Consider the following 25,706-nt stretch of genomic DNA (forward strand, 5'->3'; position numbering starts at 1 on the left):
TGACTAAAAGGAATTTGAAGAAAAAAAAATCACTCGAACTGACAAGTTTATTTAGTTTTTAATAGGCTATAAATAAAAAAAGGAACGTTTTATAAAACGTTCCTTTTTTTTGTAATTATATTTAGTAAAAATAAATTTAGGATGGCCTTATCCGAAGTATTACGTTAAAGACTGCATGGTAACCAATTTATAATACTCGCCTTTTTTAGCTAATAATTCGTCATGTTTTCCTTGTTCAACAATTGCGCCTTTTTTCATCACAACAATTTTATCGGCATTTTGAATGGTCGATAATCGGTGTGCAATAACCAAAGAAGTTCTGTTTTTCATCATTTTATCTAAAGCAACTTGTACCAATTGTTCCGATTCGGTATCTAAAGCTGAGGTTGCTTCATCTAAAATCATAATTGGTGGATTCTTTAAAACAGCTCTTGCAATAGATAAACGTTGTTTTTGCCCTCCAGAAAGTGTGTTTCCACTGTCACCAATATTTGTATTATATTTTTCTGGTAAATTTTGAATAAATTCATCAGCATTTGCAATTTTTGCAGCTTCTAAAACAGCAGTGTCATTGGCATTTTGTGACCCTAACTTAAGGTTGTTTGTGATAGTGTCATTAAATAAAATAGAATCTTGTGATACAATTCCCATCAAATTTCTTAACGATTTTTTGGTGATGTCTCTAATATTGTCGTCATCAATTACCACCTCTCCTTTATTTACATCATAAAAACGAGTAATAAGGTTTGCTAAAGTAGATTTTCCACTCCCAGACTGTCCAACCAAAGCAACAGTTTCGCCTTTATTAATAGTTAATGTAAAATCTTTTAAAACATAATCATCTTTATATTTAAAAGAAATGTTTTTAAATTCAATTTTATTTTTAAAGGTCTCTTTTATAGTTGCATTTGATTTGTCTTTAATAGTGTTTTCTGTATTTAAGACCGTCATAATTCTTTCTGCAGAAGCTTCACCTTTTTGGATATTATAAAACGTTGATGTTATTAATTTTATAGGGTTTAAAACGGTGTAAAACAATACAATATAACCAAAAAACTCATCTGGTTGTAGTGCGCTTGTTTTAGATAGAACTTCGGTTCCTCCGTACCAAAGAATGGCAATAATGGTTGCAGAACCTAAAAACTCACTCATAGGTGAAGCTAATGATTTCCTATGAAAAACACTTGTCGTTAATTGTTTAAAATTACTTGTAGAGTTATTGAATTTTGTTGCAATTACACTTTCAGCATTAAAACCCTTAATTATTCTTAAGCCGGTTAATGTTTCTTCAATAAAAGATAAAAAATTACCAGTTTCTTTTTGTGCTTTTGCTGAATTTGCTTTTAGTTTTTTACTTATAGATGATATTATAATACCAGAAACAGGTAGTAAAACAAAAACAAATAAGGTGAGTTTTAAACTCATAAAAAGCATGATAGAGATAGATATTATAACTGTTAAAGGTTCTCTAACAATGGTTTCTATTGATGATATAATAGAACCCTCTACCTCTTGTACATCAGAAGTCATACGTGCTATGATATCTCCTTTTCTTTTTTCGGAAAAATAAGAAATCGGTAACTCAACAATTTTATCGTAGAGTTTATCTCGTAGGTCTTTTACAATACCTGTTCTTAAAAAAGCAATAACATAAGACGCTAAATATCTAAATAAGTTTTTTAGAAAAAATAATGAAAGTGCTAATAAGCAAATAAATACAAGTGTATTTATGTCACCTTCTGTTTTTATTTTTTCTGATATAAAATGATAAAAACTATCTTTTAAAAAATCACCAATTTTACTAAGACCTTCATAGTTTGGCTCATTTATAATTTTTTTATCAGTACCAAATAGAATCCCTAAAACAGGGATAAAAGCTAAAACTGATAGCACATTAAAAATTGCGTAAAGTATATTAAATACAATATTTAGAACTGTAAATTTTCGATACTTTTTTTCATATTTTAATATATCTTTAAAATATCCCATTAATTTAGTTTCATTTCTTTAATAATTCTTTGAATTTTTGCATCTAATGATGCTTCAATAGCCTCTGCATTTTTAATATTTTCTAACTTGGTGTTTACACTGAAATAAAATTTTATTTTCGGTTCTGTTCCACTTGGGCGGGCTGCCATTTTTGTTCCGTCGGTAGTTTGATAAATCAATACATTCGATTTTGGAATATCCATAAGTATTTCTTCACCAGTAATTAAATTCTTTTTAATCGATGATTGATAATCATATAAGAATTCTACTTTGGCACCGTCCATTTCTGTAAAAGGATTACTACGTAAATCAGCCATCATTTGCTTGATTTGTTGCGCACCGTCCATTCCTTTTTTAACGATAGCAATTAAATGCTCTTTGTAAAAATGATGACGGGTGTATAATTCTAATAATTCTTGATAAAAAGAACTGTTATTTGCTTTGGCATCCGCCGCAATTTCACAAGCTAATAAAGCAGCGGTTACCGCATCTTTATCTCGCACAAAATCACCAACCATATACCCAAAACTTTCTTCACCACCGCCAATAAAATCAAGCTCAGGGAAATCTTTAATCATTTTTGCAATCCACTTAAAACCTGTTAAACCAACTTTAGTTTCAACACCGTATGAACTCGCAATTTCATTAACTAAATTGGTCGAAACAATCGTAGAACCTACAAATTGTTTCCCGTTTAATTTTTCGTTATTTTTCCAATCATTAATTAAAAAATCGGTCATCATACTCATGGTTTGATTTCCGTTTAATAACTTCATGTTTCCTTCTAAATCACGAACAGCGATACCAATTCTATCAGAATCAGGATCAGTTCCTAAAACAATATCAGCACCTACTTTATTCGCTAAATCAACAGCCATTTTTAAAGCTTCAGGCTCTTCAGGGTTTGGCGATTTTACCGTTGGAAAACTTCCATTTGGCTGGGCTTGTTCCTCCACAATATGAACTTGGGTATAACCAGCACGTTTTAAAACTTCAGGAATTAATTTAATTGCCGTTCCGTGTAAATTGGTAAAAACAATTTTTAAATCTTTACGATTTTTTACATCAAAAGTTCCATTTTTAATCGATGCTTGCCAAAAAGCTTCATCAATTTCACTTCCGATGCTCGAAATTAATTCTTCATTTGCTTTAAAATTAATATCCGTAAAAGCTAATGAATTTACTTCGTTTATAATTGCCGTATCTTGTGGTGGCACAATTTGCCCTCCGTCAGACCAATATACTTTGTAACCATTATATTCAGGCGGATTATGAGAAGCTGTTAAAACAATACCAACATCACAACCTAAATGATTTACCGCAAACGATAATTCAGGCGTAGGGCGTAGATCTTCAAAAAGAAAAACCTTGATGTTATTTGCAGAAAAAACATCGGCAACAACTTTAGATAACCATTTGCTATCATGACGACAGTCATAACCAATAGCAACTTTTAATTCTTTCTTTGGATGTATTTGATGTAAATAATTACTTAAACCTTGTGTTGCTTTTCCTAAAGTATATTTGTTAATTCGGTTTGTTCCTGCGCCTACAATTCCACGCATTCCGCCTGTACCGAATTCTAAATTTTTATAAAACCTATCGGCTAAATCATCCGATTTTTCGCTTATTAATTGTTCAATTTCATTTCTAGTAGCCAAATCAAACGATTCAGAAAGCCATAATTTAGCTTTATTTAAGATCTCTTCCATAATATATAAGTGACGTAAAAGTACGTGTATTAAAAATTCAGTTTTTCTTTAATTTTGTAGTGTTTTTGCTGCGGATTACTTTTAATAATCAATTCTCCTAAAAATCCTGCTAAAAATAAGAGCGTTCCTAATATCATAGAAGTTAAAGCGATAAAAAACCAAGGGTTATCAGTAATTAAAATAGCTTTTATACCTGCAAATAAATGATAGATTTTCATAGAACCGATAAAAAATGCCGATAAAAACCCAAAGAAAAACATCAATGTTCCCCAAAGCCCAAAAATATGCATCGGACGTTTTCCGAATTTTGATAAAAAGGAAATCGTAATTAGATCAAGAAAACCATTCACAAACCGATCCATCCCGAATTTGGTAACCCCGTATTTTCGTGCCTGATGCTGTACTATTTTCTCGCCAATTTTATTAAAACCTTCATTTTTAGCTAAAACAGGAATGTAACGGTGCATTTCTCCGCTAACTTTTACGGTTTTAATAACCTCATTTTTGTAGGCTTTTAATCCGCAGTTAAAATCGTTTAATTGTAATCCTGATGTTTTTCGAGCTGCCCAATTAAATAATTTAGACGGAATATTTTTGGTGATAACATTGTCGTATCGTTTCTTTTTCCATCCTGAAACTAAATCGAAATTTTGGCTTGTTATCATTTCATACAATCCAGGGATTTCGTCGGGGCTGTCTTGCAAGTCGGCATCCATAGTAATAACAACGTCTCCTTTTGCCAAACCAAAACCAGCATCTAAAGCTTGCGATTTTCCGTAATTTTTTTGAAAACGAATTCCTTTTACGGCATTATTTTCTTCGGATAATTGCTCAATTACCTGCCAAGAAGTATCGGTGCTGCCATCATCAATAAAAATAATTTCATATAAATAAGTATTGGATTGCATAATTTTAGCAATCCAATTGTGTAATTCTAGTAAAGATTCTTCTTCATTAAGAAGTGGTATAACTACCGATATATCCATGTTTTTTTGATACAAATTAGTGCAAATTTAAAAAAGGTAAAGTTACAAAGTCTTTCGAATATTTGGAGTATTTCGAAAATTTTATAACCTACCTTTTTTAATGATTATTAATATTGATCTTCTAGAGTGTGTTTCATAATAGCTCCGCCAATTGCAGAAAATATAAATCCGAAGAAAGCAGATATAACTATTGAAACAGGAATTGTAATTCCTGGACCACTAAATTGTTTTGCTATTGCTGCCGATTTTTCAACCTCTTGATCATTTAAACCAGCGTCAAACCAAGCTTGTTTTTGAATTTCCATAACTTGTTCTTGAAAATCAGGTTGTATAAGATTCGTAAAAATCAACGTATATACAGCGCTAATAACTGCGCTAACTACTGCAATTCCTACACCTACTTTTAATGCTTCTCCAAAACTTAAAAAACCACTGTTAGTTGTTTTGAATTTTTTTATCCCTAAAATAATGAATGAAATCATGGCTACAATACCCACAATACCAATAATAGAGCTTGATGCGATTAGGCTACCTGCTGCATAAAATATCAAGTGAATAAAAATACCTAGAAGCCCTAAATATAGTCCATAATTTAAAATAATACTTTTACTGTTTACTTGATTTTCCATTGTTTGAATTTGGTTAGTTATACAAATATATTATTTTGTTTTCGATTCTAAATTAGTATAAAAAAGTTTCTAAACAATGTGTTAGTAGTCAGGTGGTTAAAAATGTTACAAAAAAAAAGCTATTTTTTTCATTGTCAATTTAAAAAAAGGATGTAAATTTGCCCCGGCAAGTCCTACACAACTAGCTCCCTTTGAATCCCCCAGGGCGGGAACGCAGCAAGGGTATTAGGTTGTAGCAGTGTGATGTAGGTAGCTTGCCATTTTTTTTGTCTTCTATTTTCGTTTTACTTTTCTTTAATTACCCTTTTCTTATTTCATCTAAATTATTCATCTAAAACTTATTTAAGTTTTTTTTTCATTTTACAGGGCCTTTTAAATTTTATCTAAAAAACGTTTTATAGCTAAAAAATCGAATCCGTCAAACTGAATTTATTTCAGTTTCACATCCTGATTTGCCGAATTTCTTCACTTTATGCGATTCTGAAATAAATTCAGAATGACGAAAATTTGGTTTTTATTTAAATTTTAATTTTTTTATACGTAAAAGTTCTCGATACAATTTTTTTGAAGGAAAAAAATCACTCGAACTGACAGTTTTAAATTTTTATTGGTCATTAATATTAATCGCGCTTCTTGGGTGATGTAAATTAACAACCTCTTTTAAATAGCTCGTATCTAAATGCACGTAAATTTCGGTGGTTGTAATACTTTCGTGCCCTAATAATTGCTGAATAACACGTAAATCTGCTCCATTTTTTAATAAATAAGTTGCAAAAGAATGACGCAAGGTATGCGGACCAATACTTTTTTTAAGATTTGTTTTAATGGCTAATTCTTTCAAAATAATAAAGATCATTTGACGGCTTAATCGGCTTCCGCGTCTGTTTAAAAAAATAATATCTTCTTCTTTTTCCTTCGGAGTTATCGCAGGGCGAATATCATTTATATAAAAATTTAAACGGTCAATAGTTGTACTGTGAATGGGTACAAATCGGTATTTATTTCCTTTTCCTAATACCCGAATATAACCTTCGTTAAAAAATAAATCGGAAAGTTGCAAATTAATTAATTCACTAACTCGCAAACCACAACTAAAAATGGTTTCAATAATAGTTTTGTTGCGTTCGCCCTGGGGATGACTCAAATCAATGGCGTTAATTAAATTGTCAATTTCTTCTTTTTCGAGGGTATCTGGTAATTTTCGAATGGTATTTGGGCTTTCAATTAAATCCGTAGGATTGTCTTTTCGATAATCTTCAAAAACTAAATAATCAAAAAAACTGCGCAAGCCTGAAATTAACCGTGCTTTGCTTCGTGGGTTTAATTTTTGACTAATATCGTACATAAATTGCTCAATTATTTCCGAAGTAATATTAATCGGAGAAATTGGCGTGTTTAGCGTATCAATAAATAAAATCAGTTTTTTAATGTCTCTTGAATAGCTTTCTATGGAGTTTTTTGCAAGTCCTTTTTCTATTTTTAAGAAGTTTGTATAATCTGAAATAGCTTGTTTCCAATTCATTGTATATAAGATTGGTTATTTTTAAAAAAAAACGTTTTAATAAGATAATAAAAAGTAAATTTGTTTGACAAATTTATCAATAAAAAATTAAAATTATGAAAAAAGTATTATTAATGATTGCTATTGTTGCTGCAGGATTTACAGCAAACGCACAAGAATCAGAATTAAATGTTGGTGGTACTATTGGTATTCCTTCAGGAGATTCAAGAGCTGATGTAACAGGAGCTATTGAGGTAAACTATTTATTTAAAGTTTCAGAAGAATTAAAAGTAGGTGGAGCTATTTCTCACATACATTTCTTAGGGGATGGCGCAGATGCCGCTTTTTTACCAATAGCAGCAGCAGGTCGTTTTACGGTATCTGAAAAGTTTTATTTAGGATTAGATATGGGATATGGAATAGGAGTTAGACCATCTGAAAATACTGAAAGTGGTTTTTACTACAGACCAATGGTTGGTTATAAAGTAACAAACGCAATTACAGCTCATGTTGATTATGCAGCAGTTGTTCTTGATCAAACAACACTTTCTTCTTTTGGAATTGGAGCAACATATTCTTTTTCTTTATAAGGAATTAAAATTTTAAATTATATAAAAGTGCTGTTATTTATAACAGCACTTTTTTTATGCTTAAATCGGATATACTTCATTTTTAGTTCGTTAAGTTTTTTTATGTCTAAAAATAATAATATGTTTGTTAGATAATTTTTTTTTAAAAAAAAACATGAAAAAAGTACTATTAACAATTGCAATTGTTGCTGCAGGTTTTACAGCAAATGCACAAAATAAAAATGAAGTTAAAGGAGGTTTTGCACAAGAAGATATTTATGTTTCGGGTAGTGTAGGTTATAGTAAAATGTCAGGAGCTGGAGACGTAAGTATTTATACTTTTTCTCCATCGGTTGGTTATTTTGTTTCTGAAAATATAGCTTTAGAGTTAGGTTTAGCGATTAGTGGTTCTGAAAATGGAGCTGCTGAATCAACTGCTTTTGGAGTTAAGGCAGGAGCAGATTATTTCTTTACTCCTAAAAATGATTTTTCTTTTGTTGTTGGGGCAGGCTTAGGATACACTACTTATAAAACAGAAACGGCAGGTATTGAAGGGCCTGATAGAAATACTTTTAGTCTTGATGTTTCTCCTGGGATTAACTATTTCGTATCTAAGTCGATAGCGTTAAAAGCTTCAGTTGGAGCTCTATCTTATAGCAGTTCAAAGGTAGATATTACGGGTGCTAAATCAGTTAATTCATTTGGTTTAAACTTAAATTTATCTAATGTGAATTTTGGATTAACGTATAAGTTATAATAAAATTTTAAGCGTAAAAAAGGGAAGCAATTTAGCTTCCCTTTTTTTATGCTTAAAAGTTAAAAGAGTATTTTTACCAAGTAAAATAGCAAAATATATTCTGATGAAAAAAATAATAATTATAAACGGACCGAACTTAAATTTATTAGGAAAACGAGAGCCAGAAATTTATGGGGCGAGTTCTTTTGAAGATTTTTTTAAAGAGTTAGAACAAACCTATAAAACTATTGAATTAAGTTATTTTCAATCAAATATTGAAGGTGAACTTATCAATAAATTACATGAAATAGGTTTCGAATATGACGGAATTGTGTTAAACGCCGCTGCTTACACGCATACTTCAATCGCTATTGCCGATGCTGTAAAAACAATTGAAACACCTGTTGTTGAGGTTCATATTTCAAACGTACACGCTCGTGAAGCGTTTCGTCATAAAAGTTATTTATCGGCAAATGCAAAAGGTGTAATTTTAGGCTTTGGCTTGCAAAGTTATAATTTAGCGATTCAAAGTTTTTTGTAAAAACCAATAACGAACGGCTAATAAAATAAATAAAGGTATTAAGGTAATTGAAAACAACTGCGTTTTTGTTATCCAAATAATCATTGAAATCACTAAAAATACCAGTAAAAATAGCATATATTTTGAAAGCCATTTTGGTGATTTTTTTTGTTTTAGTAAAAAAGCGACAATTAAATTCGGCGCAAAAGCCCATAAAAAGTTAAAGTTATTTGGCGCGGTTGAATGATTGGTGAAAAACCATAAATAGACAATTAAAACACCGGTGATTCCTGTGGTAAAAAACAATATAAAATCGAGCGATTTGCTTCTTTTGGCATTTTTATAATCTTTATAGGTGATATATAAACCAAGTAAAGAAAGTATTAAAATAATTAAAAATGGGCTGAAATTATCGCTTTTTGGCTGTTTTTCGTTAAAATCTAATAAAATATTGGTTTTTGAGATGATATTTTCTTTTTTTCCATCTTTTAAAACCTTAGAAATTTTTAAGGCTTCAAAAACATAATCGGGTAAATATAAATACTCGCTAGGCGTTGCAATTTTATCTAATCGGCTTCCTAAAGCGATGTTAATTCCTAAACTTCCCCAAGTATTTTGATGAATTTCGTTGTTCATTAATTCACGTAAAGACATTTTTTGGGTAACAAAATCATCTTTAAAAATTAGATTTTTGCCGACAACTTTTTTAATAATATCACGAGGTTTTGTGGCGCAGTTATCAAAATACGGGTCGTATAAATAGCCGGCATTTTCAGGTAAAATATTGATTTCTAAAATCGTGAAAAACTCATTTTTTTGTGCTTGCGATAAATTTAAAACCTGCTCTTTCACCCAGCGTTTATAATATTGTGCATTTTTTAAAGCCAAATAAAAAGGATATTTCGCTAATTTATATTTCATAAAACCCTTGGTGAAATCGGCATAAAAAGTAGGGTTTTCGAAATCAAAAATTCCGTAATTGTAAATTAAATCGAAGTTTAAAACAGGGTCTTTTACACGAATTGCAGAGTGCCCAAATTTTTCATACAAAACCTCGCCAGGACCTGAAGTAATGATGCTTATTTGTGCGTTATTTGATAATTCGAAGGTTTTTTTTAGGGCTATTTTATTAATTTGATCAATTTGTTTGGTTTGCCCGAAAAAAGAAGTAATTCCAACAAAAAAGAAAAGAAGAAAGCTACTAAGTGTAATTTTTTTTATCATCATAAATAAGCAAATAAAGTAAATTGTATGTTTTACAAATATCTTAATTAAGATTAAAAAAAAGTAGTTTTTATGGAGGTATTATTATTTAACCAAAAAGTTGCGCTTGTGACTTGAATTCAGCTTTCATCTGAAAAAAATATAATAGAAGAATAAGAAATAAAATCCGTCAAACTGAATTTAGTTCAGTTTCACATCCTGATTTACGGTGACTCTTCACTTTATGCGATTCTGAAATAAATTTAAACAAGCTCTAAAAAGAAACACCTATTTTTTGTTGAATAAAATTCAGAATAGTTTGTTCAAGCCACTTATTTTTGATGTTTTTGCCATTTTTTGAAGTGTTAAAAGTTGAAATAAATCCTACGTGTCCGCCGTATTTTGGCGTTAATAAATAAAAATTAGCCATATTTTTGGCTTCATCAAAAGGATAACATTCTTCGGATAAAAAAGGGTCGTCAAGTGAGTTGATAAGCAATGTTGGCAATGTAATTTTTTTGATATAGGGTTTTGAACTTGCTTTTGTCCAATAATCTTGTGGGCTTTTAAAACCAAATATTGGTGCGGTATATTGGGCTTCTAACTGCCAAAGTTTGGTCGCGTTTTGCACCTTTTTTTTATCTAATTTAAAATCGGGAAATTGATTAGATTTTGCAAGTATTTTGGGTTTTAAGCTTCGTAAAAACTCCTTTAAATAGAGCCTGTTTTTAAATTTAGATAATTCTGCTTGTGAACCTGTTAAATCAATTGGGGTAGAAATAGCAATTCCTCCTTTTATTTTTGATGAAATAGTATCATATTCGCCTAAATATTTTAAGGTTAAATTTCCGCCCAAACTAAAACCAACAATAATAATATTTTCATAAGTATAATTTGTCGCAAGATGTTGGGCTATAAAATGAACGTCATCAGTTTTTCCGCTGTGATAGGTTTCTAAAAGTAAATTATTTTCTGCGCTACAACTGCGTAAATTCATAGAAACCGTATCAAAACCTGCTTTATTTAAGTAGTTTGAAGTCGTAATTATATAATTAGATTGCGAACTTCCTTCCAATCCGTGAATCAATAAAACTAGCGTTTTCGAAGTCTTATGTTTTTGTGAGTTTTCTGAATTTATAGAAAAATCTAAATCAATAAAATCGGCGTCCCAAGTGGTAATTCTTTTTCGTTGATATTTTATAGTATCCTTAGCAAATAACGGACGATATATGGTGTTAAAATGTGCGTTTTTAAATAAAAAAGAAGGTTTAAAATCATCATTAAAATCATCAATAATAGTATCTGTAAAATTATTCATAAAATGGGAGGGAAGAATGGGCATATTTTGGGTTTATAGCAATTTGGTGTAAATATGATAAAAAATAAGTAAAGTTGAATCAAAATGTAAGATTGATACAATGATTTGTTATTTTCGCTATAAATATTGAAAAATAAAAATCATTTAAAATGAATATAAAAAAACACATCCCAAATTTATTAACTTTAGGGAATTTATTATGCGGAACAATAGCAACTATTTTTGCCATAAAAGGTGATTTTGTGGGAGTAGCATTTTTGGTTGTTCTAGGAATCGTTTTTGATTTTTTTGATGGTTTTGTAGCAAGAATGTTAGGCGTTCAGGGCGAATTAGGCAAACAATTAGACAGTTTAGCCGACATGGTAACTAGTGGCGTTGTACCAGGAATGGTAATGTTACAACTTTTAGTAAACGCTTTAAATGTTGATGCTGCAGGGTATTTTGGTATTGATACTTACGGCGCAACGGGGAGTAGTTTGCCGTATATTGGCTTGTTATTAACCTTGGGTGCATGTTACAGATTGGCTAATTTTAATATTGATACCCGTCAATCAGATTCATTTATTGGGCTTCCAACACCTGCAATGGCGTTATTTGTAATTTCATTGCCTTTAATTGCCGAGTTTGGAAAGCAGGAGTTTTTTATCGAAATAATTATGAATCAATATTTTTTATTCGCAGTTACCGCAGTTTTAACTTTTTTGATGAATGCCGAAATTCCGTTGTTTGCCTTAAAATTTAAAAGCTTCGGATTTAAAGAAAATGCGTTTAAATATGTTTTCTTAGCAGTGTGTGTGTTATTATTAGTGGTCTTAAAATTTGTAGCAATTCCTTTAATAATATTACTATATGTTGCTTTTTCAGTAGTTAATAACTTGAAAAAAGCGTAAAATAATATTGTTTTAAAACAAAAAAAAAGGAGCTTAATTACTCCTTTTTTTTATTCTGATATTTAAAGTCAGACTTAAATAAATTTAAGTTGATAGTTTCTATATTCTTTAAGAGTTTATTTAAATTTCATTTAAAAACGTTTTATCGTTGGAAATCGAATCCATCAAACGGAATTTATTTCAGTTTCACATCCTGATTTGCCGTAGTTCTTCGCTTTATGCGATGCTGAAATAAATTCAGCATGACGTTTAGGTGTAAAAAAACTTTAGTTAAATTTCAAATATTCTTTAAAACTTCTTCTTTTTTAAGATAAAATCTTTCCCTAAATAGACACGACGCACGGTTTCATCTTCGGCTAATTCTTCGGGGGTTCCTTCTTTTAAAATCCCTCCGTTATACATTAAATAAGTTCTGTCGGTAATCGCTAAGGTTGCCTGTACATCATGATCGGTAATTAAAATACCGATGTTTTTGGTCTTTAACTTGGCTACAATTCCTTGAATATCTTCCACCGCAATAGGATCTACTCCTGCAAAAGGCTCATCTAATAAAATAAATTTAGGGTCGGAAGCAAGGCAACGTGCAATTTCTGTTCTACGGCGTTCTCCTCCTGAAAGTAAATCGCCACGGTTTTTACGAACATGCCCCAAACTAAATTCATTAATTAATTCTTCTAAACGGGCTTTTCTTTCTGATTTAGATCGGTCGGTAAATTCTAAAACTGCCATGATATTATCTTCAATCGATAATTTTCTAAAAACAGAATCTTCTTGTGCCAAATAGCCAATTCCTTTTTGAGCACGCTTATACATTGGGTCTTTGGTAATGTCTTGGTCGTCTAAAAAAACACGCCCAAAATTAGGTTTTACCATACCAACAATCATATAAAAAGAGGTTGTTTTCCCCGCTCCGTTAGGTCCTAATAAACCAATGATTTCTCCTTGTTTTACTTCTAAAGAAATTCCTTTTACCACCTTTCGGCTACCGTAAAGTTTTTGTATGTTATCTGCTCTTAATTTCATGGGTAATAATTGCTCTTAATTTGTGATAAAAAGTACTTATTTTTCTTCTAAATCATCCCAAAATTCAACGGCTCTACGTAAATGCGGTATCAATATAGTTCCTCCAACTAAGGTAGCAATACTCATGGTTTCCATCATTTCTTCTTTTGTTACGCCTTTTTTATGAGCGGTTTCTAAATGATAGGCAATGCAGTCATCGCAACGCAAAACAGCAGAGGCTACCAAACCAAGTAATTCTTTTGTTTTTTCAGGTAAATGACCCTCTTTAAAGGCGTTGGTATCTAAATTAAAAATTCGTTTGATTATTTTATTATCGCCCGCTAAAATTTTATCATTCATTTTAGTTCGATAGTCGTTAAACTCTTGGACTTTTTGAGACATTCTTTTGTTGTTTTTTTAAAATAAATTGCGATACATAAATACTTACTTCATAAAGTATCATAATTGGTACGGAAACAATTATTTGACTCGCAATATCTGGTGGTGTTATTATTGCCGATAAAACCAAAACTACGACCAATGCGTGTTTGCGGTATTTTCGTAAAAATTCAGGTGTTATTAGTCCTATTTTTGTTAAGAAATAAATAATAACAGGCAGTTCAAAAAATACAGCAACACCAATTAATGTGTTGGTTATTAAGCTAATGTATGCTTCTAGTTTAAAATTATTTTCAATGGCACTTGATATTTCAAAATTGTAAAAGAAATAAACAGACATTGGTAAAATAACATAGTAACTAAAAAGTATTCCTAAGAAAAATAATGAGGAAGCAATAAAGATAAATCCTCTTGATTTTTTTCTTTCAGAACTGTGTAATCCAGGGGCTACAAAACGCCAAAATTCCCATAAAATATACGGAAATGCAACTACGAAACCTAAAATTAAAGACGACCAAATACCCGTCATTAATTGCTGTGTTGGGTTTAATGCCTGCAAGGTTTGTTTAAAACTAATATTGCAAAAACTACTATCAATACCAATCGCTGTAAATACTTTGCAAAAAAAATGATAGGTTGCAAAATCAGGTTTTAAATGCGCTAATAAAACTTCATTAAAAACAAAATTTATATTTGCGAAAATAAGAATTGCTATAATAAATATTGCAGCAAAACTTCTAACTAAATGCCATCTTAATTCTTCAAGATGGTCTAAAAAAGACATTTCTGTTGTTGCCATGTTAAAATATACCTTCTTTAATTAAATCATGTAAATGAACAACACCAACATAATTGCTATTGTTATCGGTTACCAAAATTTGCGTAATGCTATTGTTTTCTAAAGCTTCTAAAGCTTCAACAGCCATGGCATTTACATTTATAGTCTTAGGATTTTTACTCATAATATCGTTGGCTGTTAGCGCATCAATTTTAGTTGTTTTGCTAAGCATTCTACGAATATCACCATCGGTAATAATACCTGTTACATTATTGTTGGCATTAACAACCGCGGTTACGCCAAGCCTTTTTTCTGAAATTTCAACAATTACATTGGCTACCGAATCGGTGCTTGCTACCTTAGGTAATTGATTGTTTTTGATTAAATCATCAACACGTAAATATAAACGCTTTCCTAAAGCACCTCCTGGATGGTATTTAGCGAAATCACTACTTGTAAACCCTCGAAGTTTTAATAAACAAACTGCTAAAGCATCGCCTAAAACTAACTGCGCCGTAGTACTTGATGTAGGAGCTAAATTATTAGGGCAGGCTTCTTTGGTAACGAAAGAATTTAGTGAAAAATCAGCATTGGTCGCTAAAAATGATTCAGGGTTTCCGCTAATTGCAATTAATTTATTGTTTGCTTTTTTAATTAAAGGAACTAATACTTTAATTTCAGGGGTGTTTCCACTTTTTGATAAACAGATAACCACATCATCTTTTTGAATACTTCCCAAATCGCCATGAATGGCATCAGCAGCGTGCATAAAAAGTGATGGCGTGCCTGTAGAGTTAAAAGTAGCCACCATTTTGCTAGCAATGTTAGCGCTTTTACCGATTCCGGTAATAACAACACGACCTTTTGAATTGAATATAAAATTTACAGCATCAACAAACGAACTATCTAATAATTTTGCTAAATTAGCAATAGCATTACTTTCTAAAAGTATGGTTTCTTTTGCTGTTGAGAGAATTGCATTTGCGTCTTTCAAGTTAAAAAAGTTTTAAGTAGTTTTTAAAATGTAAAAATAGGAATATTTAAGAAGAAAACTTTTTAATAAAAATAAAATTTACAGGAGTTGGTATATTTTTTTTTTGTAAATTGGTTTAAGTTTTTAATTTTTTGATATTAGAGGATGAATATAGAGGAGACGGAGTTATACGGATCATTAAAGAAAATATTTGGTTTTGACCAATTTAAAGGTTTACAAGAGGTTGTTGTAAAAAGTATTTTAAACAACGAAAACACATTTGTAATAATGCCAACTGGTGGAGGGAAATCTCTTTGTTACCAGTTGCCTGCATTGATGAAGGAAGGTACAGCGATTGTTGTATCGCCATTAATAGCTTTGATGAAAAATCAGGTAGATGCTATTAGAGGTATTTCGGAAGAGCACGGAATTGCACATGTATTAAATTCATCTTTAAATAAAGCAGAAATTACGCAGGTAAAATCAGATATTGAAGCAGGAATTACCAAGTTATTATATGTAGCGCCTGAATCATTAGTAAAAGAAGAGTATGCTACTTTTTTAAGAGGGCAAAATATTTCTTTTGTTGCTATTGATGAAGCGCATTGTATTTCTGAGTGGGGGCATGATTTTAGACCAGAATACAGAAATTTGCGTAACATTATTAAACAAATTGATAATGTGCCAATTATTGGTTTAACAGCAACTGCTACCGAAAAAGTACAGGAAGATATTTTGAAAACATTAGGGATGAGTGATGCCAATGTATTTAAAGCATCTTTTAACAGACCAAATTTGTTTTACGAAGTATGCCCAAAAACAAAAGATATTGAAAAAGATATTATTCGTTTTATAAAGCAACGAATGGGGAAAACAGGTATTATATACTGTTTGAGTCGTAAAAAAGTAGAAGAAATTGCCCAAGTTTTACAAGTAAACGGTATCAATGCACTTCCGTATCATGCGGGGCTAGACGCTAAGAAAAGAGCAAGACATCAAGATATGTTTTTGATGGAAGATTGTGATGTTATCGTAGCTACAATAGCCTTTGGTATGGGAATAGATAAGCCCGATGTACGCTATGTAATTCACCATGATATTCCTAAAAGTTTAGAGAGTTATTATCAAGAAACTGGTAGAGCAGGGCGTGATGGTGGCGAAGGATATTGCTTAACTTTTTACTCTTATAAAGATATTGAAAAATTAGAGAAATTCATGGCTAACAAGCCTGTTGCCGAACAGGAAGTTGGGCATGCGCTTTTACAAGAAGTTGTAGGATATGCTGAAACTTCAATGAACAGACGTAAATATATTCTTCATTATTTTGGAGAAGAATTTGACGAAGTAAATGGCGAAGGAGCTATGTTAGATGATAACATGAGAACTCCAAAGAAACGACATGAAGCACAAGAAGAGGTAAAAACATTGTTGTCGGTAATTAGAGATACCAACGAAATGTATAAGCCAAAAGAAGTGGTTAATACGATTATTGGTACTGAAAATGCCTTGTTAAATTCGCATAAAACCACCGCGCAACCTTTTTTCGGAATTGGAAAAGATAAAATAAATCATTATTGGATGGCGTTAATTCGTCAAATATTAGTGGTTGATTTAATTAAGAAAGAAATTGAACAGTACGGTGTTTTAAAGTTGACAGAAAAAGGAAGGCAGTTTATAGAAAATCCTAGTTCATTTATGATGACCGAAAATCACGTGTACGCTACCGATGATGCCGGAATTATCATATCAACAACAAAACCAGCAACAGGAGCTGTAGATGCTAAATTGGTAAAAATGCTAAAAGAGTTACGAAAAAGCGTTGGAAAGCGTTTAGGTGTTCCTCCTTATGCTGTTTTTCAAGATCCTTCCTTAGAAGATATGGCATTGAAATACCCTATAAATTTAGAAGAATTATCTAAAGTTCATGGGGTTGGAGAAGGAAAATCTAGAAAATTTGGTAAAGATTTTGTAAAGCTGATTACAAGTTATGTCGCTGAAAATGAAATTATGCGTCCTGATGATTTAATCGTTAAAAGTACGGGTGTAAATTCAGGGTTAAAATTATTTATCATTCAAAATACCGATAGAAAATTACCTTTAGAAGATATTTCAAAATCAAAAGGATTGGCTATGAACGAGCTGATTAAAGAAATGGAAGCGATTGTTTTTTCTGGAACAAAATTAAATATTGATTATGCTGTTGAAGATTTATTAGACGAGGATCAGCAGGAAGAAATACACGATTATTTCATGGAATCGGAATCGGATAAAATTCAAGATGCTTTAGATGAATTTGATGGTGATTATGATGAAGATGAATTGCGATTAATGCGTATTAAATTTACCAGTGAAATTGCAAATTAAAAATTCAATTTTAAGAGATTGAATTGATTTAAAAATAAAAAAAGAACCTAATATTTAAATATTAGGTTCTTTTTTGTGCTTTAGTATCACTAAAAGCCTGTTTAAATTCTATTTAAAAAAATATCACAGAAATCGCATCCTAATTTGCTGTGTCTCTTTTTTTATCATAAAAAAGTTCTCGATACCATTTTTTGAAGGAAAAAAATCACTCGAAATGACAGCGTTTCTATATTATTCTTTCATTATGAAATTTTGATAAAATACCGCGCTTCCTCCTAAAATAAGCCCAACTAGTAAAAATAGTTTACCATAATTCCAATCTTGAAGATCAAATATAACACTGATTAATATTAACGAAGCAGCAATTCTTTCACTTATTTTGCTTATTCGTTTGTTAGTCATCATTAATTATTTTTCAGATAACAATAAAATTATTATTCTTTTTTATGTATAGTTATTTTATCAATAGTCGTTGTTGATTTACATCTAATTACATACAAATCAATATTCTTTAAGCTGTCTTTTCCTGTGATAAAATATTCAGGGCAGGGTTTTAATCTAGATTTGCTTTTACCAAAATTAACATCGCCATTTTTAAAAATGTTCGCAATGGTAGCGCTGTCAATATTTGTAGTGGCTAAAACTTGTTTTGCTTGTGCTGAAAATAAGCGTTCTCTAACGCGAATTGTTTTTAAAGTACGAGCGTCCATTCCGTAATCAAAAGAAACCTCTTTACTTTTCCATATAAAAAATACGACTAAAGATCCGAAGCCTAATCCGATTGCGTAATATCCAAAACGTTTTAATAAGTTCATAGTAAATTTTTATGATGGCAAAAGTACGTAAAATCAGCTTATAAAATTAATAAATTAATATCTCTATAAGGCAAATCAAACCAATCTGATACGGTTTTGTTAGTGGCAATTCCATGGTAAAAATACATGCTATTTCGCAAGCTTTTATTGTAGCGAGTGGCATTTTCAAAACCTCCCTCTTCAGCAATACTTAATAAGTATGGCATAAAAATATTACTAATAGAAACCGAGGCTGTTCGGGCATATCTTGAAGGAATATTAGGTACACAGTAATGAATTACTCCATGTTTTGTAAAAGTTGGCTTGCTATGGGTGGTTATTTTTGAGGTTTCAAAACATCCGCCACGATCAATACTTACATCGACAATAACGGCACCGTCTTTCATTTTTTCAACCATACTTTCTGTCGCAATAATAGGCGATCGGTCTTTTCCTCTAAGAGCTGCAATCACTACATCGCAACGCATTAAAGCTTTTTGTAAACTTTTAGGCTGAATCGTTGAGGTATAAATAGGCGATTGCACACTGTGTTGTAAATGCCTAAGTTTACTGATAGAATTATCAAAAACTTTTATTCGAGCACCTAAACCAATTGCCGATCTTGTGGCAAATTCACCAACAGTACCCGCTCCTAAAATAACAACATTTGTAGGAGGAACACCGCTTATGTTTCCTAATAAAAGCCCGTTTCCGCCGTTAGATGTTGTCATTAATTCTGCCGCAATATGAATGGAAGCAATTCCTGCAATTTCACTTAACGATTTTAAAATAGGGTGCAATCCTTGCTCATCTTTCATATAATCAAAAGCGATGGCGGTAATTCGTTTTTTTGAAAGCGCTTCAAAATATTTTTTAGTGCGTGTTTTTAATTGTAATGTAGAAATTAAAATAGCTTGTGGATGTAACATTTGAATTTCATCCAACGAAGGCGGTGCTACTTTTAAAACAATCGTACAAGCAAAAGCTTCTTTAATATTGTAGGCTATTTTAGCACCCGCTTCAGAATACTCCGTATCACTATAATTAGCTCCATCACCAGCGCCTGTTTCAACAACAACTCGATGCCCATTTGCCACTAAAGCTTCAACAGCATCAGGGGTTAAGCAAATCCGTTTTTCTTCAAAATGAGTTTCTTTGGGCAAGCCGATAAATAATTCCCCTTTTTGCTTTTTTATTTCAAGCATTTCGGGTTGTGGCATTAACTGCTCTTTGGTAAAAGGGGATATAAGGCTCATTATAGTTTGTTCGTTTTTAATTGAATATTTCGTTGTCCATTTTCTAAAAGAGTAATGTTAATGGCAACAGCATCTAAAGGTAGTAAATTTTTAACATTTTCTGGCCATTCAATTAAACACCAATCATTACTGTATAAATATTCTTCAATTCCCATGTCGTATGCTTCTTCTTCTTGTTCAATACGATAAAAATCGAAATGATAAACAGCCTGCTTATCTATTGTTTCATATTCGTTTACTAATGAAAAAGTGGGCGAATGAGCAACATCATCAACGCCTAATTTTTTACAGATTTCTTTTATTAAAGTCGTTTTACCAACGCCCATATCACCATGAAAAAGCAACACTTTATGTGGTGCATTTTTAATAATTTCTTCCGCTATTTGAGCTAGTTCGTTTAAAGAGTAATTTTTGTTCATAGTTGCAAAAATAATGAAGAGTTAAATACTATGTTAGTAAGTTTTAAAATTTGTATAAAAATAATTTGAAGCTATTTCCCGCTTTCCGCACTCGCTCTTTTTATTTTTTAAAGAAAAATAAAAAGGAGCTCAAACAATTGCTTCAATCGGGGCTAGGCATCTTTACTAAATTTCTACAAATTAAAATTATTTCGTTTTATTAAATTTATTTTAATGGCTAGTTGTAGCATTATTTAGGGCTATAAATAGCACAAGGTATAATTACTTCTTCTAACGATATTCCTCCGTGTTGATAGGTGTTTTTAAAGTACTTCACAAAGTGATTGTAGTTGTTCGGATAGGCAAAAAACAAATCTTCTTTGGCAAAAATAAACGGGCTATTTATCGCTACGCTTGGCAAAAATATATCCTTCGGATTTTGAACCGCAAACACATCTTTTTCCTGATAACTTAAACTTCTACCTGTTTTATAGCGTAAATTGGCACTAATATTTTTATCACCAACAACTTTTGTTGGGTTTTTGGCATTAATTGTACCATGATCGGTGGTTATAATTAATTTTTGCCCTAATTTTTTAGCTTTTTTGATAATTTCATACAATGGCGAATTTTTAAACCAGCTAACAGTTAATGATCGGTAGGCTTTGTCATCACCGGCAAGTTCTTTAATCACTTCCATTTCTGTTTTAGCATGCGACAACATATCAACAAAATTATATACAATAACCGTTAAATCATTTTGTTTGGTGCCATTGTAATTGTCTGCTAATTCTTTTCCGCTTTTAAGCGATACAATTTTATAATACTCGTGCTTAATATGTAAGTTTAATCTTTTTATTTGTGCTTCTAAAAAATCAGGTTCATATAAGTTTTTTCCGCCTTGATCGGTATCATTTTTCCATAAATCAGGATGTTTTTTTTCCATTTCTAAAGGCATTAATCCCGAAAAAATGGCGTTACGAGCATACTGCGTAGCGGTAGGTAAAATACTGTAATACGAATGTTCTTCTTCTTTTTTATAATAGGTATTTATAAAAGGTTCTAAAACACGGTATTGGTCGTAGCGAAGGTTGTCTAAAACAACTAATAAAACTCCTTTTTCACCTTCTTTTGTAGGAAGTTCAGGTACAACAAAATCTTTAAATAAGGTATGTGAAAAAGTAGGTTTGTCGTAACTAGTAAGCCATTGCTGGTAATTTTTTTTGATAAACTTAAAGAACTGAGAATTTGCTTCTGCTTTTTGAGATTCTAAAATAGAAAGCATTCCGGCATCGTTAATATGTTCTAATTCTAATTCCCAGTGCACTAGTTTTTTATATAAATCAACCCATTCTTGATGTGAATTTACCATGGCTAAATCCATAGAAATTTTTCTGAATTCTTGTTGGTAATTAGCCGTCGTTTTTTCTGAAATTAATCGAGAATGATCTAAATTCTTTTTTAAACTTAATAATATTTGGTTCGGATTAACGGGTTTTATCAAATAATCGGCAATTTTAGAGCCGATAGCTTCTTCCATTATGGTTTCTTCTTCGCTTTTGGTAATCATTACCACCGGGAGATTGGCATTTTTTTGTTTGATTAAAGCCAAGGTTTCTAAGCCAGTTATTCCAGGCATATTTTCATCTAAAAAAACGATATCAAAATTATGTTCACTTACCAAATCAATAGCGTCAGCACCGTTGGTTGCTGTAGTTACCAAATAGTTTTTCTTTTCTAAAAATAAAATATGTGGCTTTAATAAATCGATTTCATCATCAACCCAAAGGATCTCTATGTTTTTCATATAATTTTGAATTTACTTTTAAAGAATAGTTAAAAATAACGTTTAAAAACGGATTTGTTGTGTTTGTAATGGCTAAAAATAAGTTAATAAAGCCTTTGTTTATTTGGTTTTGTTGATAAAATATGATTATTTTGTTAGAAATTGAAGTATTTATAGATTTTGAAAAATAGAAAACCGAATAAATTAAAAATTATAAACGATCCTATTTATGGATTTATAACCATTCCTAATACCTTAATATTTGATATTATTGAGCATCCTTATTTTCAGCGTTTAAGAAGGGTTTCTCAAATGGGATTGTCAAATATGGTGTATCCTGGGGCAAATCATACCCGTTTTCATCATGCAATTGGTTGCATGCACTTAATGCAAAAAGCAGTGCATGTTCTAAGAAATAAAGAGATTGCTATTTCTGATGATGAAGCAAATGCCTTATATGTAGCTATTTTATTGCATGATATTGGTCATGGAGCTTTTTCACATGCTTTAGAACATAGTATTGTTAGTGGTGTTTCTCATGAAGAAATTTCACTGAAATTTATGAAAGCTTTAAATGATGAATTTGGAGGCAAGCTGAGTTTGGCTATTCAAATTTTTGAAGGAAAATATCCTCGAAAATTTTTATATCAATTAATATCGAGTCAATTAGATATTGATCGGTTAGATTATTTAAAAAGAGATAGTTTTTATACAGGAGTTACCGAAGGAAATATTTCGTCTGACAGGTTAATAGCTATGATGAATGTGGTAAAAGATCAATTAGTAATTGAAGAAAAAGGAATTTATTCGGTAGAACAATTTATTATTGCACGTCGTTTAATGTATTGGCAGGTCTATTTGCATAAAACCTGTTTGGTTGCCGAAAATACGTTGGTAAATGTGTTAAAACGCGCCAAAGAATTAGCAAGTAAAGGTATTGAATTACCTGCCGGAAAAGCCTTGAAGCATTTTTTATACAATCCAATTACACAAGCTAATTTTACAAAAGATACTTTAGAAATATTTGCAGAATTAGATGATTATGATGTAATGTGGGCAATAAAAGAATGGGTACATCACAACGATTTTGTGCTTTCTTGTTTATCAAAAATGATTATTCGTAGAAATTTATTAAAAATAGAAATTCAGAAAGAACCGTTTGGGCAAGAGTATATTACTAAAGTTTATAAAAAAGTTTTAGAGAATAGCAATATAAAAACGGCTGACTTAAATTATTTTGTATTGTCTGATAAAATTAAACATCAGGCATATATTACCAAAAATCCAATTAAAATTTACACAAAAAAAGGAAAATTGAAAGACATCGCTAAAGCGTCTGATCAATTAAATTTGAAAGCGTTAACCAAGCCTGTTGTTAAACATTATATATGTTATCCTAAAAAAACACAATTAGTTTAATTGTTAAACACGTCTAATAAGAGGTAATTAAACAAAAATAATTACTTTTGCAGCCAATGAAATTTACAGCAAAACAAATAGCAGACATTTTAGAAGGAGAAATTGTTGGTAATGCCAACGCAGAAGTTTCTAAATTATCTAAGATAGAAGAAGGTACAACAGGGTCATTAAGTTTTTTGTCTAATTCTAAATATAACGCTTATATATATACTACAAAAGCATCTGTAGTAATTGTAAATAAGTCTTTTGAACCAGAAAAACAGGTGCAAGCAACGTTAATAAAAGTAACGGATGCCTATGCGTCATTTTCTCAATTATTAGAATTTTACAACGAAGTAAAAAACAATAAACAAGGGCGTGAAAACCCACACTTTATAGCCGATTCGGCATTGGTAGGCAAACAAGAATATATTGGCGCATTTGCGTATATTGGCGAGCATGTTGTATTGGGTGAAAATGTAAAAATTTATCCGAATTCATATATTGGTGACAATGTTAAAATTGGCGATAACACCACTATTTTTGCTGGTGTAAAAATTTATTCAGAAACCCAAATTGGTAAGAATTGTAAAATTCATTCAGGCTGTGTTATTGGTTCTGACGGTTTCGGGTTTGCACCTACTGAAAGTGGCGAATATAAAGCAGTTCCTCAAATAGGAAATGTTATTATAGAAGATTATGTTGATATCGGCGCTAATTCAACAATTGATAGAGCTACTTTAGGATCGACAATTATACATAAAGGCGTAAAGCTAGACAATCAAATACAGGTTGCTCATAATGTAGAAATTGGTAAAAATACCGTAATAGCTTCTCAAACAGGTATTGCAGGTTCTGCAAAAATTGGTGAAAATTGTATGATTGGTGGTCAAGTAGGTATTGTAGGACATATTAGTATTGGTAATAATGTACGCATACAAGCAAAATCAGGAATTGGTAAAAGTTTAAAAGATAAAGATATAGTACAAGGAACGCCAGCTTTTGGTTATAACGCCTATAATAAATCGTATGTTTACTTTAAAAATTTACCAAAGCTAGCATCAAAAATAGATAAAATAGAAAAAGAGTTAAATGCTCAAAAAATAAAAAATGAGTAAGCAACAAAAAACAATACAGAACGAAATTACATTAACTGGTGTAGGACTGCATACAGGAAATGAAGTAACAATGGTTTTAAAACCAGCTCCGGTAAATCATGGATTCTCTTTTACAAGGGTAGATTTAGAAGGCGCTCCAACAATTCAGGCAAAAGCAGAATTTGTAACCGACACACAAAGAGGAACGAATTTAGAATGCAAAGGCGTAAAAATTCAAACCCCAGAGCATGTTTTAGCTGCTGTGGTTGGTTTGGAAATAGATAATTTAATTATCGAATTGAATGCCTCTGAACTTCCAATTATGGATGGTTCTTCAAAATATTTTGTAAAAGCTTTAGAGGACGCTATTATTGTGGCGCAAGATGCCGATATTGAGGAATATGTGGTTAAAGAAATTATCACCTATAAAGACGAAGAAACAGGTAGTGAAATTATTTTAATGCCTGCCGATGAGTATCAAGTAACTACAATGGTCGATTTTGATACTAAAGTTTTAGGAACTCAAAATGCGACATTAAATACAATTTCTGACTTTAAAAAAGAAATTTCACAAGCAAGAACGTTTAGTTTTTTACATGAAATTGAAATGTTATTAGATAATAATTTAATTAAAGGAGGCGATTTAAACAACGCCATTGTATATGTTGATAAAGAATTATCAGCAAATACTACCGAAAAATTAAAGAAAGCATTTAATAAAGAAGAGATTAAAATTCAACCTAATGGCGTTTTAAATAACTTAGAATTACATTGGGAAAACGAAGCAGCGCGTCATAAATTACTAGATGTAATTGGTGATTTAGCGTTAGTTGGTACGCGTATAAAAGGTAGAATTATAGCTAATAAACCAGGGCATTTGGTAAATACGATGTTTGCTAAAAAGTTAGCAAAAATTATCAAATTAGAGAAACGTAATAATGTGCCTCAATATGATTTGAATAGCCCTCCATTAATGGATATTCATCAAATAATGGACATTTTACCTCACAGACCACCGTTTTTATTGATAGACCGTATTTTAGAGTTATCAGATACGCACGTTGTAGGGATGAAAAATGTAACGATGAATGAACCTTTTTTTACAGGTCATTTTCCAGGAGCACCTGTAATGCCAGGAGTTTTACAAGTAGAAGCAATGGCGCAATGTGGTGGTGTTTTAGTATTAAATACCGTACCAGACCCTGAAAATTATTTAACCTATTTCATGAAAATGGATAAAGTTAAATTTAAACAAAAAGTACTTCCAGGAGATACTTTAACATTTAAATGTGAATTAATAACTCCTATAAGGAGAGGTATTTGTCATATGAAAGCTTTTGGATACGCAAATAACAAAGTCGTTGTAGAAGCTGAATTAATGGCACAAATAGCAAAAAAACAATAACTT

General features: G+C 31.2%; 24 protein-coding genes and 1 other RNA gene. 9 read left to right on the plus strand and 16 right to left on the minus strand.

Annotated elements, in window-relative coordinates:
* Positions 1-159: 159 nt before the first annotated feature.
* The 4 genes from AQ1689_RS12105 to AQ1689_RS12120 all read right to left on the minus strand — a co-directional run bounded on the left by AQ1689_RS12105 (position 160) and on the right by AQ1689_RS12120 (position 5,316).
* Positions 160-1,989 (minus strand): ABC transporter ATP-binding protein, encoded by a 1,830-nt coding sequence (locus tag AQ1689_RS12105; protein WP_101915537.1) that lies wholly within the window; start codon positions 1,987-1,989, stop codon positions 160-162.
* The gene (locus tag AQ1689_RS12110) at positions 1,989-3,701 is read right to left on the minus strand and encodes a phospho-sugar mutase (protein ID WP_101956245.1); all 1,713 of its coding nucleotides are present in this window, start codon (positions 3,699-3,701) and stop codon (positions 1,989-1,991) included. Before AQ1689_RS12110 ends, AQ1689_RS12105 begins: the two co-directional genes overlap by 1 nt.
* A gap of 29 nt (positions 3,702-3,730) precedes the next feature.
* The gene (locus AQ1689_RS12115; protein ID WP_101915539.1) at positions 3,731-4,687 is read right to left on the minus strand and encodes a glycosyltransferase family 2 protein; all 957 of its coding nucleotides are present in this window, start codon (positions 4,685-4,687) and stop codon (positions 3,731-3,733) included.
* Between the two features lie 107 nt (positions 4,688-4,794).
* On the minus strand, positions 4,795-5,316 hold the full coding sequence (locus AQ1689_RS12120; RefSeq protein ID WP_101956246.1) for a DUF4199 domain-containing protein: 522 nt from the start codon (positions 5,314-5,316) through the stop codon (positions 4,795-4,797).
* A gap of 164 nt (positions 5,317-5,480) precedes the next feature.
* Between AQ1689_RS12120 and ffs the strand changes: the two genes are divergently transcribed.
* Positions 5,481-5,579, plus strand: an RNA gene (ffs, locus tag AQ1689_RS12125) — signal recognition particle sRNA small type.
* A gap of 341 nt (positions 5,580-5,920) precedes the next feature.
* Here ffs and AQ1689_RS12130 read toward each other — a convergent pair.
* Positions 5,921-6,838, minus strand: a complete 918-nt coding sequence (locus tag AQ1689_RS12130; protein ID WP_101956247.1) for a site-specific tyrosine recombinase — start codon at positions 6,836-6,838, stop codon at positions 5,921-5,923.
* A gap of 95 nt (positions 6,839-6,933) precedes the next feature.
* Here AQ1689_RS12130 and AQ1689_RS12135 point away from each other — a divergent pair, with 95 nt between their 5' ends.
* The 3 genes from AQ1689_RS12135 (at position 6,934) to aroQ (ending at position 8,663) form a co-directional block, all read left to right on the plus strand.
* A complete protein-coding gene (locus tag AQ1689_RS12135) occupies positions 6,934-7,407 on the plus strand; it encodes an outer membrane beta-barrel protein (RefSeq protein WP_101956248.1) in 474 nt (157 codons plus the stop codon).
* 154 nt (positions 7,408-7,561) lie between these two features.
* Complete coding sequence (locus AQ1689_RS12140; RefSeq protein WP_101915541.1) at positions 7,562-8,143, plus strand: outer membrane beta-barrel protein; 582 nt, start codon at positions 7,562-7,564, stop codon at positions 8,141-8,143.
* Between the two features lie 103 nt (positions 8,144-8,246).
* Entirely contained in the window at positions 8,247-8,663 is a 417-nt protein-coding gene (gene aroQ, locus AQ1689_RS12145; RefSeq protein WP_101915542.1) for a type II 3-dehydroquinate dehydratase, read from the plus strand.
* Here aroQ and AQ1689_RS12150 read toward each other — a convergent pair.
* Both AQ1689_RS12150 and AQ1689_RS12155 read right to left on the minus strand, forming a co-directional pair.
* Entirely contained in the window at positions 8,640-9,869 is a 1,230-nt protein-coding gene (locus AQ1689_RS12150) for a lipoprotein N-acyltransferase Lnb domain-containing protein (RefSeq protein WP_232122556.1), read from the minus strand. The two genes, aroQ and AQ1689_RS12150, sit on opposite strands and share 24 nt — an antisense overlap.
* 250 nt (positions 9,870-10,119) lie before the next feature.
* Positions 10,120-11,163 (minus strand): YheT family hydrolase, encoded by a 1,044-nt coding sequence (locus AQ1689_RS12155; protein ID WP_180947590.1) that lies wholly within the window; start codon positions 11,161-11,163, stop codon positions 10,120-10,122.
* A gap of 149 nt (positions 11,164-11,312) precedes the next feature.
* Here AQ1689_RS12155 and AQ1689_RS12160 point away from each other — a divergent pair, with 149 nt between their 5' ends.
* A complete protein-coding gene (locus tag AQ1689_RS12160; RefSeq protein ID WP_172504894.1) occupies positions 11,313-12,053 on the plus strand; it encodes a CDP-alcohol phosphatidyltransferase family protein in 741 nt (246 codons plus the stop codon).
* A 288-nt stretch (positions 12,054-12,341) separates the two neighbouring features.
* On the opposite strand, the gene lptB is transcribed toward AQ1689_RS12160, so the two are convergent.
* Genes lptB through AQ1689_RS12180 form a run of 4 tightly spaced genes read right to left on the minus strand, consistent with a single transcriptional unit; the run spans position 12,342 to position 15,226 of the window.
* A complete protein-coding gene (lptB, locus tag AQ1689_RS12165) occupies positions 12,342-13,076 on the minus strand; it encodes an LPS export ABC transporter ATP-binding protein (RefSeq protein ID WP_101915545.1) in 735 nt (244 codons plus the stop codon).
* A 36-nt stretch (positions 13,077-13,112) separates the two neighbouring features.
* Positions 13,113-13,457, minus strand: a complete 345-nt coding sequence (locus AQ1689_RS12170; protein WP_058884832.1) for a carboxymuconolactone decarboxylase family protein — start codon at positions 13,455-13,457, stop codon at positions 13,113-13,115.
* Complete coding sequence (gene tatC / locus AQ1689_RS12175) at positions 13,432-14,253, minus strand: twin-arginine translocase subunit TatC (protein ID WP_101915546.1); 822 nt, start codon at positions 14,251-14,253, stop codon at positions 13,432-13,434. The genes AQ1689_RS12170 and tatC overlap by 26 nt, the downstream gene beginning before the upstream one ends.
* Position 14,254: 1 nt before the next feature.
* On the minus strand, positions 14,255-15,226 hold the full coding sequence (locus AQ1689_RS12180) for a KpsF/GutQ family sugar-phosphate isomerase (RefSeq protein ID WP_101956251.1): 972 nt from the start codon (positions 15,224-15,226) through the stop codon (positions 14,255-14,257).
* Between the two features lie 144 nt (positions 15,227-15,370).
* Between AQ1689_RS12180 and AQ1689_RS12185 the strand changes: the two genes are divergently transcribed.
* The gene (locus AQ1689_RS12185) at positions 15,371-17,569 is read left to right on the plus strand and encodes an ATP-dependent DNA helicase RecQ (RefSeq protein ID WP_101956252.1); all 2,199 of its coding nucleotides are present in this window, start codon (positions 15,371-15,373) and stop codon (positions 17,567-17,569) included.
* A 231-nt stretch (positions 17,570-17,800) separates the two neighbouring features.
* Here the strand turns inward: AQ1689_RS12185 and AQ1689_RS12190 are convergent, their stop codons facing one another.
* The 5 genes from AQ1689_RS12190 to porX form a co-directional block, all read right to left on the minus strand.
* Entirely contained in the window at positions 17,801-17,971 is a 171-nt protein-coding gene (locus tag AQ1689_RS12190) for a hypothetical protein (RefSeq protein ID WP_180947591.1), read from the minus strand.
* A gap of 32 nt (positions 17,972-18,003) precedes the next feature.
* Entirely contained in the window at positions 18,004-18,384 is a 381-nt protein-coding gene (locus tag AQ1689_RS12195) for a DUF4258 domain-containing protein (protein ID WP_101956253.1), read from the minus strand.
* Between the two features lie 38 nt (positions 18,385-18,422).
* Positions 18,423-19,619, minus strand: a complete 1,197-nt coding sequence (locus AQ1689_RS12200; RefSeq protein WP_101956254.1) for an alanine dehydrogenase — start codon at positions 19,617-19,619, stop codon at positions 18,423-18,425.
* Complete coding sequence (gene tsaE / locus AQ1689_RS12205; protein ID WP_101956255.1) at positions 19,619-20,038, minus strand: tRNA (adenosine(37)-N6)-threonylcarbamoyltransferase complex ATPase subunit type 1 TsaE; 420 nt, start codon at positions 20,036-20,038, stop codon at positions 19,619-19,621. Before tsaE ends, AQ1689_RS12200 begins: the two co-directional genes overlap by 1 nt.
* Before the next feature lie 229 nt (positions 20,039-20,267).
* Entirely contained in the window at positions 20,268-21,824 is a 1,557-nt protein-coding gene (gene porX / locus AQ1689_RS12210; RefSeq protein ID WP_101956256.1) for a T9SS response regulator signal transducer PorX, read from the minus strand.
* A 159-nt stretch (positions 21,825-21,983) separates the two neighbouring features.
* Here porX and AQ1689_RS12215 point away from each other — a divergent pair, with 159 nt between their 5' ends.
* Genes AQ1689_RS12215 through AQ1689_RS12225 form a run of 3 tightly spaced genes read left to right on the plus strand, consistent with a single transcriptional unit; the run spans position 21,984 to position 25,703 of the window.
* The gene (locus tag AQ1689_RS12215) at positions 21,984-23,222 is read left to right on the plus strand and encodes an HD domain-containing protein (RefSeq protein ID WP_101915553.1); all 1,239 of its coding nucleotides are present in this window, start codon (positions 21,984-21,986) and stop codon (positions 23,220-23,222) included.
* Positions 23,223-23,278: 56 nt separating this feature from the next.
* Positions 23,279-24,319 carry a UDP-3-O-(3-hydroxymyristoyl)glucosamine N-acyltransferase gene (gene lpxD / locus AQ1689_RS12220; RefSeq protein WP_101915554.1) on the plus strand — a complete coding sequence of 347 codons (1,041 nt, stop codon included), beginning with the start codon at positions 23,279-23,281 and terminating at the stop codon, positions 24,317-24,319.
* On the plus strand, positions 24,312-25,703 hold the full coding sequence (locus AQ1689_RS12225; protein ID WP_101915555.1) for a bifunctional UDP-3-O-[3-hydroxymyristoyl] N-acetylglucosamine deacetylase/3-hydroxyacyl-ACP dehydratase: 1,392 nt from the start codon (positions 24,312-24,314) through the stop codon (positions 25,701-25,703). Before lpxD ends, AQ1689_RS12225 begins: the two co-directional genes overlap by 8 nt.
* Positions 25,704-25,706 lie beyond the last annotated feature (3 nt).

The sequence above is a fragment of the Tenacibaculum finnmarkense genome (assembly GCF_900239185.1).
In the GTDB taxonomy this organism is placed as follows: domain Bacteria; phylum Bacteroidota; class Bacteroidia; order Flavobacteriales; family Flavobacteriaceae; genus Polaribacter; species Polaribacter finnmarkensis.

Bases quoted from the DNA above. Each gene is read 5' to 3' on its own strand.
- lpxD (WP_101915554.1), top strand. From the start codon at position 23,279: ATGAAATTTACAGCAAAACAAATAGCAGACATTTTAGAAGGAGAAATT.
- AQ1689_RS12225 (WP_101915555.1), top strand. From the start codon at position 24,312: ATGAGTAAGCAACAAAAAACAATACAGAACGAAATTACATTAACTGGT.
- tsaE (WP_101956255.1), bottom strand. From the start codon at position 20,038: ATGAACAAAAATTACTCTTTAAACGAACTAGCTCAAATAGCGGAAGAA.
- AQ1689_RS12195 (WP_101956253.1), bottom strand. From the start codon at position 18,384: ATGAACTTATTAAAACGTTTTGGATATTACGCAATCGGATTAGGCTTC.
- AQ1689_RS12190 (WP_180947591.1), bottom strand. From the start codon at position 17,971: ATGACTAACAAACGAATAAGCAAAATAAGTGAAAGAATTGCTGCTTCG.
- AQ1689_RS12130 (WP_101956247.1), bottom strand. From the start codon at position 6,838: ATGAATTGGAAACAAGCTATTTCAGATTATACAAACTTCTTAAAAATA.
- tatC (WP_101915546.1), bottom strand. From the start codon at position 14,253: ATGGCAACAACAGAAATGTCTTTTTTAGACCATCTTGAAGAATTAAGA.
- AQ1689_RS12115 (WP_101915539.1), bottom strand. From the start codon at position 4,687: ATGGATATATCGGTAGTTATACCACTTCTTAATGAAGAAGAATCTTTA.
- AQ1689_RS12135 (WP_101956248.1), top strand. From the start codon at position 6,934: ATGAAAAAAGTATTATTAATGATTGCTATTGTTGCTGCAGGATTTACA.
- AQ1689_RS12110 (WP_101956245.1), bottom strand. From the start codon at position 3,701: ATGGAAGAGATCTTAAATAAAGCTAAATTATGGCTTTCTGAATCGTTT.
- AQ1689_RS12200 (WP_101956254.1), bottom strand. From the start codon at position 19,619: ATGAGCCTTATATCCCCTTTTACCAAAGAGCAGTTAATGCCACAACCC.
- AQ1689_RS12150 (WP_232122556.1), bottom strand. From the start codon at position 9,869: ATGATGATAAAAAAAATTACACTTAGTAGCTTTCTTCTTTTCTTTTTT.
- AQ1689_RS12185 (WP_101956252.1), top strand. From the start codon at position 15,371: ATGAATATAGAGGAGACGGAGTTATACGGATCATTAAAGAAAATATTT.
- porX (WP_101956256.1), bottom strand. From the start codon at position 21,824: ATGAAAAACATAGAGATCCTTTGGGTTGATGATGAAATCGATTTATTA.
- AQ1689_RS12155 (WP_180947590.1), bottom strand. From the start codon at position 11,163: ATGAATAATTTTACAGATACTATTATTGATGATTTTAATGATGATTTT.
- aroQ (WP_101915542.1), top strand. From the start codon at position 8,247: ATGAAAAAAATAATAATTATAAACGGACCGAACTTAAATTTATTAGGA.
- AQ1689_RS12170 (WP_058884832.1), bottom strand. From the start codon at position 13,457: ATGTCTCAAAAAGTCCAAGAGTTTAACGACTATCGAACTAAAATGAAT.
- AQ1689_RS12140 (WP_101915541.1), top strand. From the start codon at position 7,562: ATGAAAAAAGTACTATTAACAATTGCAATTGTTGCTGCAGGTTTTACA.
- AQ1689_RS12160 (WP_172504894.1), top strand. From the start codon at position 11,313: ATGAATATAAAAAAACACATCCCAAATTTATTAACTTTAGGGAATTTA.
- AQ1689_RS12105 (WP_101915537.1), bottom strand. From the start codon at position 1,989: ATGGGATATTTTAAAGATATATTAAAATATGAAAAAAAGTATCGAAAA.
- AQ1689_RS12120 (WP_101956246.1), bottom strand. From the start codon at position 5,316: ATGGAAAATCAAGTAAACAGTAAAAGTATTATTTTAAATTATGGACTA.
- lptB (WP_101915545.1), bottom strand. From the start codon at position 13,076: ATGAAATTAAGAGCAGATAACATACAAAAACTTTACGGTAGCCGAAAG.